The organism is Spartinivicinus ruber, assembly GCF_011009015.1.
GTDB lineage: Bacteria > Pseudomonadota > Gammaproteobacteria > Pseudomonadales > Zooshikellaceae > Spartinivicinus > Spartinivicinus ruber.
In genome coordinates this window covers 1,453,706-1,465,193 of sequence record NZ_CP048878.1, presented here as the reverse complement: position 1 = coordinate 1,465,193, position 11,488 = coordinate 1,453,706, and the positions used below count along the sequence as shown (strand labels likewise).

Genomic DNA, 11,488 nt, shown 5'->3' with positions numbered 1-11,488 from the left:
GCTTATTTTCGATGCAGTACCTCTGCCAGTATCTTCTTTTCAACTTGCTGATAAGCGCCCGATCTCTCATCAGCTATTTCATGTATAAAGGTAAATACTGGTTCCACGCGTGGAACCGCTCTTTGCAACTGAAAATAATAATCCACCACATCATCTGTCGGGTTATCACTCATGCTAAAAGCGCTCAAATCAACCACAGCGATAGATTTTTCTTGTGACATAATTTTTGAATCAGCTTTCGGTACCAACATCAAGTCCACTTTTTGCTTTGGATTACCAATGATAATATTAAAAAATGGGTCATAGATACTCCCAGCAGGTATAGAGCGGCAACTCCATAAATGGGCTAGAATAGAAATCATTGAATGCCCAGCTCTTCTATCAGCCCCAACATAGGTATGATTAGACCGAATCCTGGTACTTTTCTTATTTTGTAAACGAAAAGTATCCCACAAGTAATTGGTGATTGTAGCAGTATTATGATTTAACTTTTCAAAATCTCTATGAAGGTAGTGGAAAGCTCTTACCTTTGGTCTGCTCATCAATACATTGAGTTCACCCTTCCTTTTATCAGGATCATCTCCTTGCCTAAATGCCGCCAAGTTTGAACTACTAATATCCCAATAGTAAAATATATAATCTCTTTCTTTACCCTGAAGGGCTGCACCAGCGCCATCTAATACATCACGGCCTCGATCAAGCTTTGTTAGAAACTTTGATTTATTGTCTTTTATATATTGCTCATTTTTCAAAAGAAAATAGCAAATAGCCACATCAGTTTCCATATTAATAGGCTGTTTAGTTTCTCTTTCTATTTTCTTTATTGTTTTCACAATAAAATTAAAGAATCGATTAACCATTTCCGTCTCGATTCCTTTATATTTCCAACTGGTGGTTTTTTTATTGCTGGTAGCAACTTTTTCACTATAATCTACGACAACAGAAGGATTTGAATTAGGCAACTGCCACTGCATAATTTTCAAGTCATTATTATAAACATATTCATTTGAGTAGGAGATTATTGATGGAGGACACCGATAATGTTCGTCCAGTAACACCCCTCCTTGCTTGATAGACTTAACCAGTTCAAATAGGTTTGATCCTCCCCCTTTAACCCCACGTGCCTGAATGCTACGTAAATGTTCCTCTAATTCTGCTTCACGAAACAGGTAGTCATCTATAATTGAGTTTTTATTAAACACAGTTTGTTTGTCATCACCCACCACCATTAGCTTTTTCGCTCGATATAACAGAGGTAACGCATCATCAACCCTGCACTGTCCTGCTTCATCGACGACTACCAAGTCAATCATGTTTTCTTGAGAAGGAAACAAAAAGGGAACTGCTTGCTTGCGACAAATCCATATGGGGAAGCTATCCCATAGCGCATCTTGAAGGTCTTTTAAAATGGATGCGCCACTACCGATATCAATGGAATTACACGATTTCAAAGATTCCAAAAGATTGATAATTTTAGTCGCTTTATTCGTTCCACTTTCCTGATTCGCAATTGTCTGTTTAGATATGCCGGTTAACTTCAGCAGACACATTTCTTTTATCAGCATATCTCGCTTTTGTTGAATTTTTACCAATTGCTCAAGATGATAGTTTATTGAAGCTTCCCTATAACCACTTGAAAGGTACTGGCAGATATCAAATGCCAAACAATATTCAACTTCAACCTGGTTAGGATCAAGAAAATGGTGGATTTGATCAAATTGGCGTAGTAGTTTGTCAGGGTCTCCACATTTTTTAATGATAGCAATGAATTCTTGATGGAATAGCAGTTGTTTTAAAAGTGACTTCCATACATCAAGACAAGGATGTATAAAGGTAGCCATAACCTTTCTGGTAATAGAACTATTAGTAAGCACACTAAAGCATTTGGTCCAATGGTCCACTAAAAAAGAGCATATATAAGACTCTACCTCAGTTTGAAATAGATTATAAAATTCATCCTCCTTTCTAGGCTTTTCCTTAATAAGTAACTGCAAAATATTAATATGATCTGAAACAATGGACTCCAGTTTTTCTATAGTTCCCCTTCTAAACTCAAAATCCGGATAGCAAGTAGCATAGTAACTGTTTAGCATTTCTTGCCTACATTCAATAAACTGCTTTGCTAATAACAAATGCTTGCGATAATCATTTGACTTATTCGCTTTGGATAAATCTCCCGAGCCAATAAACACCAAAAATGCAGTGAGGTCTGATATATCATCGTGATTACTAGGGTGATGAATTTTTGGTAAGATTTGGTTTTTTCGATTAACCAAATCAAAGCTTTTATCAAGCACTCTTGCAATACTTTCTTTGGTTTCCTGATACTCTACATCCAGCTGTTGTATAGCTTCTAGTATTTTCGGATTATCATTTGGCCAGTCCTGCTCTCGAGATAAATCCATCACTAGCATTTGGGACAACTTGTTTATCCACAACCCCAAATCATCTGTACTTGAAGGAACTTCATCAACAACCTTAATTGCACTCTTCCATAAGTTTATTGTGCTCGCAGCAGTCAGCGCTGTAGCATCTTTACCGACTAAGTATTCTTGAATTTTCTCATTAAGTGCATGAATCGCTGCTTGCTGATCACTTACAATCAGCAACTTTTTATTAGAATTTAAACAATGAATTAATAAGTTTCGAATGGTAAAGGTTTTACCTGTGCCAGGTGGGCCCTCCAACAGTACTAGATCATGATTATTTAAGTTCTGTAGTAATGCCTTAGATGACTTTGTTAATGTGCCAGGGCTAAGTGGTGTAGAACAAAATTTATCAACATTAACGGCATTCGTTTTTAATTCCGGGTTTAAAAATTTCCCTAACAAGGATGAATAAAATTTATGCGGGTATTCATGAGCAGTACGCTGAATTTTCTTTAAATCCAGATCTAATGCCCTGGTTAAGGGCGAAGGGTTTCGATCAGCTCGATAGAGCACCACGGAGCCTAAATCACACTCGATACCAATGATGTTCAGGTTTTCAATGATCCCCCCTTTACCATTCTCACCTTTCTTACCAATAAGTATTTCTCTTGTTTGTCGAAATACATCTTCACTATAAGGCAGTTGGCGACGAATAGAGATATTATGTAGTTTTTTGTCAATCTCTATTTTTTGAGATAATAGCGTGTTAAAAAATGATTCTAACGGATCACTTTTTTTGGAGTTTGAAAAATTTTCGATGAAAACGGCTAAACTCAGATGGTTTAGATATACATCACCATTTTCCGGCGGGTAAATATGTAAAAACCGACCAGATTCCTCTACTTTTACATTCATATAATAGAGGGGAAAGCTGAAGCTTTTCAGCTTTCCATTTTTCTTGAATATGGCGGTGAATATTTCAAACCCTAGCAAATGCTCAGCATCTCGATCAGCAAGCACACCTTTCCTAAGTGCAGAGGCATCTTCTGAGGTTAATTCACATTTATAAACCTTTGCAGTATGAGACTTAATATTACCTGCCAGCAAAGGTAATGGACAACTTGTATTGGTTATTTTGGCAGAAGGCCCAGCTGATTTAGGTTTAACCGGGCGCTTGGCTTTTTTGCTGGATGATGACCCGAATAAAGTGTCGTAATCTATCGTGAGGTTCTGTTCCGTGTTACGCTCACCCAGCTTTCTTTTAAACTCAAGATTTTTAGCATCAGTCGTTTTTTTACTGGCGCTACCTTTAACACTTTTGTCGAATGAATCAGGATCAGTTGTAATAGCAATAACATGCTGTTGCGCATTTTTTTCCAGAGGAATGTAATCCCCCATTTCAATCAGTGTATTGCGACGAACTGATAATCCGCTGGTGATACTTTCACTGCCTTCATTAAATGTAAACTGGAATAGCTTGTGATAATCAATAATCCGGTCAAAAACCCCATTGGGGTGGTCCAACCAAGGGTCGTAAAGTAGCTCAATAACCGTATTAACCGCTTCCCGATAAATATTAAAACGACCTGCATTATTCAGGTCAACAATGGTTAAATGCTCCAGCGTATTTGTAGAATATTCAAATCGATAATATTCAGCATCCTTAAAGGCTAATTTATCATCAATTTCAATATCTTGAACGGGCATTCCTTCCATTCGTTCAAGCACTTTCACAAGAAAGGCTCGAAAACGATCCATTAAATGATGCGGAATAACTAAACGATCATTATTACTGCTATTTGTAAGCAAGTAGATAAAGAAACCAGCTTTGGTCTTATAGCGTTTTACTACAAAGCGATTTTTACGATCATACTTTGCAGAAACACCCTGCTCTATATTTTTGTTAGTTAAAAACCGCATTGATTAATACACACTTTATTTAATAAGTAATGATACCCGGCGATTATTCGCTCTAGCGGCCTCTAATGCAGTGCCACTTTTTCCAATAGTGCTATTAATCGGACGGGTGCTAGCATACCCCACTAGTCTTAACCGTTCGTCAGTAAAACCAAACTGCAATAAAAAGTGAATAACACTACTAGCACGCCTACCACTTAAAGACCAGTTAGTCTCCAACATAAATTCGTTATTCATCCGATAGTAATGATGTAAAGGCGCATCATCCGTGTGCCCTTCAACATCAATCGTGTATTTGGTTGCTAATATACTAAGGAGTATTGGCTCTAGTGACTCCAATGCTTGCGGCTTTAAATTGGCACTTCCTGTTTCAAAAAGTGCCCGCGTATCTAAAACCAACCGAATACCATCTTCAGCCATACGTACAGACACGCCCGAGACACCAGCATTATTTTCAACAATACTGGCTAACTGATTGCTCAGCTCAACCAATGTGCCTGCTGTATTTCCAGTAACACTCGTTTTTACTTTTTCAAACGAGCCAACATCTACTTTACTAATTGAAAGCAACATGACAAAAAATACCCCCAACATCACCATCAAATCACTGAAACTGATGTAGAAAGCCGTCTTGCTTTCGCTATCATCCTGTTGCTCAAGGTTAAGGTCTAATTCAGACATTCTCATTGAGTCTGACCCCTATATGCTATCTTCAGAATAGGTTTCAGCTTGCGAGTCAAACGCTGTGTTGTACTCTGCATCTTGATTAAACTCAGTTTCTGATAAAAACTGAGAGTCTATACTGTTTTCTTCCCGTTTTATTAAAATACCAATTTTATTTAAAAGCTGCTCATGTGCAGCCAAATAAATAATATTATGATGCTCTAAACGTCCGGATAACGGCGTAAATACAATAGAGCCTAAACCTGCACCATAGGCAGTAGTCATTAACGCCAACGACATTGAGGGACCTATTTCACTGGGGTCATTCAGTGACCTTAATACGCCGATAAGTCCGATCACCGTTCCAAAAAGCCCCAGTGCGGGAGCAATAATTGCCGCCCGGCGCAGTATATCAACGGAAACTTTACGCTTTAAAATTTCATCACGTATCCTTGAGGTGACAAACTCATCAATCTCCTCAAAAAATAACCCCTGCTTGTGCATGTAAATAATGTCATTTAAAAGTTCACCGTTGATATTTTCACCTTCACGCAGTTCGGTTAATTTTCCATTACCGATAATCGCCCGATCGAGTTCAATCAACGTATTGTTAACTTTCCTGCCAGGGGTGCCAAAAAATGAGCCAAGTACCAGCTTGACACTGGAAGCACAAGACCTAAAGTCAAACTGAAATAAAATACTGGCAAAAGTACCACAAATTACAATCAATAAAGACCGTAAATCCAAAAAGGTATTAATATCTTCTTTCAGGCCCAAGGCATAACCCACAGCAACAAATCCCCCAAAGCCAATGATCAACGCAAAGGGGTCAAACTTTTTATTTGTGGTATGCAAATATTTTTTTAGCTTTAGTCCTTCCATTACTCTTAGCCTTAGTTATCTTCACCCATTTGGTCTTTATCCCCACTTTGTGGTGGCATCTTTTCTGACCGTTCTATTTGAAACTTTTGTATCGATTCTTGAACGCTATCTGCGTAAGACTTAATATTTGGGCGTAATAATGATTCAAATCGTAATGGCTTACCATCCAACAAATAAATCAATAGATGATCGCCATTTTTAAGGGTTCTAAAAAAATTATATTCAACAGGATTTTTTGCCTGTATCAGCCAGGTATTTCTATTTTCATCACGAATTTTACACAAGTTATTTTTTACTAAAATAACTTTAGCCAACTGCGGCTGCAAAGGTCTTCGTTGTTTATTGAAAAAGAAACAACCTAAGGTATTTCCTTGTTCTACATGAACCAAACAACAATCACCAGGTTCAGGTAATATATCACACATAAACAAGGGTAAGTTTATTGTCGTCTTGCCAGACTTAACTATAACCATACGGTCTTCAATATTAATTTCACGCACTTCCGCCCGTAGGACATTGGAAGGCAGATAATTCTGACTTTCCAGTGTTTTGTTCGCTTTTTCAACTAACTTAACTGCATTATCTAGCTGGCTTTGCAGCAAACTCAGTTGCATTTTTAGCGATCTATTTTCCGCTTCAAGCGCCTGAATTTTTTGCCTGCTTTCATCCTCTCGTTTTGCAAAAGTTCCCTTACTTGTCTGGCTATCTTTTAAGTCAGCAATTATTGACTCATAGGACTCAATTTCTTCATAGAACTTACTAAGGGTTGGTCCTACTGATGATTTCTGCGGTAGCCGAAACTGAATACAGTGGATAAAGCTGACAGGTTCCCCTTTTTTTGAAAACTCATTATCCAGCTGCACCGATGTACCAATTTTAAAATCATCCATACATGCCAAAATGTTTTCCAAATTTAAGGAAAACCCATTGGCATGCAAAACTTTCTCTATTACTTCTACAGGGTGCTGATATAAAACTTTATCAATGGTGATATAAAACAGCTGTGTTTCATCATCTATAGAAGCAGATGATAAACTCGTTGAATAAATTGCTTTTGAAAGATCTACTTCGTGGTTTCGGGTAATAAGGAGATTAGATTTTTTTAAAGAGTGCTCTATCAAAGGATCATTTACCTTTATACCGCCTTTTTGGGATGTGTATCATGCTATACTGCAAACCTATTTGCTGTGAAGTGGCACACAGAAACACTCTTATAGAATTAACACTACCGGTTGTGTATATACTTTAGATTACTAAAGCCAGTATCACTTTAATCAACAATAAAACTAAATCTGCTTATCTAGCCTTCAATAATTAATTTATCAAATTAATTAAAGGGCACTTCTAATAACAATTTTTAATTTTTCAACAACATGCAATAATTATTGCATATTTTTCCACTTGAATGATTTAACTAGACTCTAAATGTCGCGTATGCCTAGACAAAGAATATACTTTATCTGATGAATAAGTATCAGCTTTCATTCGATTATGAATCCACACACCGTACACAAAAATAACCGTACATAAATAGCATACCAGTTAAAAGCCAAATCACACCAGCAGATAGACTAAAAGTACTTACCATTTCTGTAAAAAGGAAGGATAAGGGAATGGTGCTAACCCCTCGCAAAACACATAAAGCAGAAATACACATTAAGCCCAAATGAAGAAATGGTAGTTTTCTTATAATACCAGCACCTGATAAAGCAAAAAAACCACAAGCAATAAACAACAAAGAAACTACAATTGTACTTACTGGTGCTACCAAGGTACCATCAACTGTTGACTGTACAATTTCTGGCAGCACCATTTGAGTTCGATAACATGATGGTCCAATAAAGATACATGATAAATGAGCAACTGCAGTTGCTACAGATATGATTGCAGCAGCAACCAAAGCCCACACTCCCTTTCTATTCATCACTTGATTCTCGATTACCCATAACGACTAATGAATGAAGTCAACTGACACTGAACCTATACAACCTAAGATACCAATAGGAAGTAATAATACCCACTGTGGAAGTTTGATGAGTCCGTGATACCTAAAAAAGTACCACCCTACAAAGATAAAAACAGCAGCAAAAGTTACGTAGGTTATTGAAAGGCCTAATACTACCATTACCATATAATCAGCATTCATCCACCCAACGTAAGTAAATACGCCTGAAGAAATAACTAAAATCAAAGACACCATATGCCAACAAGCTAATAGCGTTGCTTTGGGGATATCAGCTAGTTCTGAATTAAGAAAAGGTCTTACAGGGTCGATCTGGCCAGCAAAAATATGCACCAATGAAGTCAAAATTCCCAAGATACCTGCACTTAAAATCCAAATATTCATTCAATATCTCCATGTAAATATTACCATCAAATAAATAGCACTCTAACTCCACTAACTCATTGCCAATTTAACATGAATGGGATTTAAATCCATATAAACACCAAATGAGTAGTATTTTCTAACCACCAGGCTTAGGTTTTCAATTCCCATCAATTTACGGACTCACAGCAGGGTTTGAAATGTCTAGATCAGGATTCCAGTTATAAATCTCGTGCACTATATCCGTCCAGCGGTATTCGTATTCTCCCACAGCATCAAAGAGTTTATAGGTGGCCTGCCCATTTCCACCTGTACCAATGGGCATGTTAACAAAATGACAGTCACCAAAGCTCAAAGAACAAAGTGTGCCGTACACAAGCGCCTTTCCAACCCCTGCATCACTGTTCTCAGAAATACCATCAGCATCAGAGTCATAACGCACGGTGACAGTTACATTAAGTCCTCGCCCCTTCTGTTCAAACTTGACGTTTGCCATATACATTGAGTGAGCATTTCCACCCCCAATAGTAAGGGTAACAGTAGCTATTTCACTTTGATTGACACCATCTGATGCTTGATAAGTAAAGCTATCATTGGTGGTGACGCCACCATCGTGGGTGTAGCTGAAACTACCATCTGGGTTAAAAGTAAACGTTTGGGCATTAGCTGGTCCGCCTACCAATTGCGCTGTTAGCGGATCGCCATTTGGATCACTATCATTATTAAGCACACCTGGCACATTAATCGTGAGGGTGTCGCTAGCTGAAGCAAGATTATATGTGTCATCCTGGGCAACTGGGCTCTCGTTACCAGAGCTGGTGCAGCTTTTCTTACAAACCTCAATACGCACGGTATCTGAGTCCGTGGCATTATTATCATCCTTCACCGTCAGGGTCAGATCATGCATTCCAACACCAAGGGTGATTGTTGGTGTTTTACCGTTGGCAACAATAGCGCCATTTTCTTTCCACACATACTCAACAATAGTGCCATCAGGGTCTACAGAGTAACTTCCACTCAAAGTAACTTGCTCACCGGGTTTTCCTACATCAATCACCTGTTGATCAGGGCCTGCATTTGCTGTTGGTGACTGGTTTTCGCCACTTCCATCGCCACCACAGTTTCCCGTCCCCAGGTTGATTGGTACGACAAACTGCAGTCGGCCATACCCTGTATAATTATCATAACCAGTTGGTCCTACATCCAGGGCGTTATCTCTAATTGCCTGGCGCACCTCATTAGCTGATGCATCACAATTGGCTGAAAGCAATACTCCAATGTACCCGGCTACTAACGGTGTAGAAAAAGAGGTACCGTCTGATCGAGTATAAGCATCCTCCCCCGGAAACCAGGCACTCGGGGCTGGGTTATCAGCACAGCAAAACCAATCCCAACCATTAAGAAGAAACGCTTCATAAGCGCTAATAACTGTGCTGTTCCAGATAAACTCACCTGGCGCAACAACATCCACTACATCGTCAACCCAACCATTGCCATCGTTATCAACTCCATCATCCGGAATTTCGAGGGCATGCGCATAACTGGAAAATTGTGACTTATCATCCACCCAGTTAGAGGAGCCAATGGCGATAACCTCAGCCATCACCGCAGGAAAAGCAATTCCAGCGGCTCCTGAATTACCTGTTGCTGCAACAACAATGACGCCTTTTCCCACAGCATACTCGATAGCTTGACGAACAATCTCCACATCAGCAGGGTTAAGACCATTTGTATCGACACCCCAACTGGCGTTAATAACATCCGCCCCGTTATCAGCTGCATAGTAAATAGCCGCGGCAGCATTGGACATCAGCCCTCCACCCTCGGCATCGATCATACGCACGGCCATGAGTTTGCAATTCCAACAAGCACCTGCAAAACCTTCATAGGTATTGGTCGCCGGATTTATGTTATTGGTCGCCGCAGCAGCAACACCAGCCACTAACGTTCCGTGAAAAACACCCAGGTCGATATAAAAGTCACCGTTATTATCAAGGGCATCCCCTGAAGCAGGGTCTCCATCAAAACGCCACCACCAGGGGGCATTAAAATCCTGGACCCACATTCCACCATCGGGTATGTCAGGATTAGCATCCTGAGATGAAGGGTCATCAAAAAGGCTTCCTGTACCAGCCCCTACAAAGTCCATACCATACAGGTCATCCACGAAACCATTGCCATCATCATCTATTCCGTTCAACACTTCACCAGGGTTGTGCCAGATATTATCTGCCAGGTCGTCATGATCCAAATCAATGCCACTATCAATTATGGCAATAACAATCTCATTGCCTTTCCCATCAACACCACCTGTTTCAGTGTTCCAACCATTCTCCGCGTCAACCCGAAAAAGATTCCATTGGTCAATAAGCTCCTCAGCCGTGCATGGATTGCAAGGTTTTGTACTGGGGTTGTCGTCAAATATATAGTAGGGATCATCAACATAAGGTGGAGTCGCCGGCGAAAGGTGATGGTAGGCCTCCACCATCAAGTCAGGAGTTGATCTTACAACGCCAGGTAACCCTCTAGCAGCAGCCGCTGCTCCTCTAGGTGTCATAGCGACAGGAATAGCCATTGCCAACCAACGACTACCATATACCCGCCCTATTTTACGAAGCCCTTGGCCTCTAGCTCGCTCAAGAAACTTCGATTCATCAACCCCTTTTCCTAGCTCTATCAAAATATGGTTCTGCGACATGTGGGGTGTAGTGCTGGTACGGCGGGGGGTACCAAAAGAAGGATACTTGGCTATTTTACCCTGCTGGAAATAAGGAGGGGCACTCCAAGCAATATCAATTGACAATAATAAAAATAATGTGCAGATCAGAAGAGTTAACGGTCTACAGAGAAAATAAATTCTTTTCGCGACCATATGAGTACACCTCTGAATTTACAGCTTAACTTTACAACATAACAAAGTCCCTCATCTGCAACCTGCATCTTCAGAGTTACTGATACAAGCACTTCGCTCACTTAACAATATAGAATAGCCTGTCACCTTTTTCCAAAGCTGCTGTCGTCTAATGAAAACCGATTCTTAACTAAAAAAGACCCGTCGTATGAATCAACAGTGCTGACAGTTTGCTACTGCAAAACTAGTGACAGCAACTTTAATTGCGGTGGTTTTAAAGTAATTATAATACCCTCTTCCAGAGGGGGCTGTCGCAAAACTACTGCGTTTGCAAATGCTGTGTTAAAAATCAACTCAAAGTGCTCATTTATTGAGTATAAACTCCTCTTTTTCTCCGATTTTTGCCTTGTCTTTGCTTAGCTCATAACCTTTTGCGACAGCCTCTTGGGATAAAACGATGGCACAGTGAAAACCATCTCA

General features: G+C 39.6%; 7 protein-coding genes. All 7 read right to left on the bottom strand.

Going from position 1 to position 11,488, the window contains the following annotated elements; all coding sequences use genetic code 11:
* Window positions 1–2: 2 nt before the first annotated feature.
* The 7 genes from G4Y78_RS07095 to G4Y78_RS07065 all read right to left on the bottom strand — a co-directional run bounded on the left by G4Y78_RS07095 (window position 3) and on the right by G4Y78_RS07065 (window position 11,029).
* Complete coding sequence (locus G4Y78_RS07095; protein ID WP_163832371.1) at window positions 3–4,289, bottom strand: AAA domain-containing protein; 4,287 nt, start codon at window positions 4,287–4,289, stop codon at window positions 3–5.
* Between the two features lie 15 nt (window positions 4,290–4,304).
* Window positions 4,305–4,973, bottom strand: coding sequence for an OmpA/MotB family protein (locus tag G4Y78_RS07090; RefSeq protein WP_163832370.1), 669 nt, complete (start codon window positions 4,971–4,973; stop codon window positions 4,305–4,307).
* Window positions 4,974–4,985: 12 nt separating this feature from the next.
* Complete coding sequence (locus G4Y78_RS07085; RefSeq protein WP_163832369.1) at window positions 4,986–5,831, bottom strand: MotA/TolQ/ExbB proton channel family protein; 846 nt, start codon at window positions 5,829–5,831, stop codon at window positions 4,986–4,988.
* 11 nt (window positions 5,832–5,842) lie between these two features.
* Window positions 5,843–6,952 carry a hypothetical protein gene (locus G4Y78_RS07080; protein WP_163832368.1) on the bottom strand — a complete coding sequence of 370 codons (1,110 nt, stop codon included), beginning with the start codon at window positions 6,950–6,952 and terminating at the stop codon, window positions 5,843–5,845.
* Between the two features lie 368 nt (window positions 6,953–7,320).
* A complete protein-coding gene (locus G4Y78_RS07075) occupies window positions 7,321–7,731 on the bottom strand; it encodes a hypothetical protein (protein WP_222937657.1) in 411 nt (136 codons plus the stop codon).
* Window positions 7,732–7,782: 51 nt separating this feature from the next.
* Window positions 7,783–8,178, bottom strand: a complete 396-nt coding sequence (locus G4Y78_RS07070; protein WP_163832366.1) for a hypothetical protein — start codon at window positions 8,176–8,178, stop codon at window positions 7,783–7,785.
* Window positions 8,179–8,332: 154 nt separating this feature from the next.
* Window positions 8,333–11,029 carry a S8 family serine peptidase gene (locus tag G4Y78_RS07065; RefSeq protein WP_163832365.1) on the bottom strand — a complete coding sequence of 899 codons (2,697 nt, stop codon included), beginning with the start codon at window positions 11,027–11,029 and terminating at the stop codon, window positions 8,333–8,335.
* Window positions 11,030–11,488 lie beyond the last annotated feature (459 nt).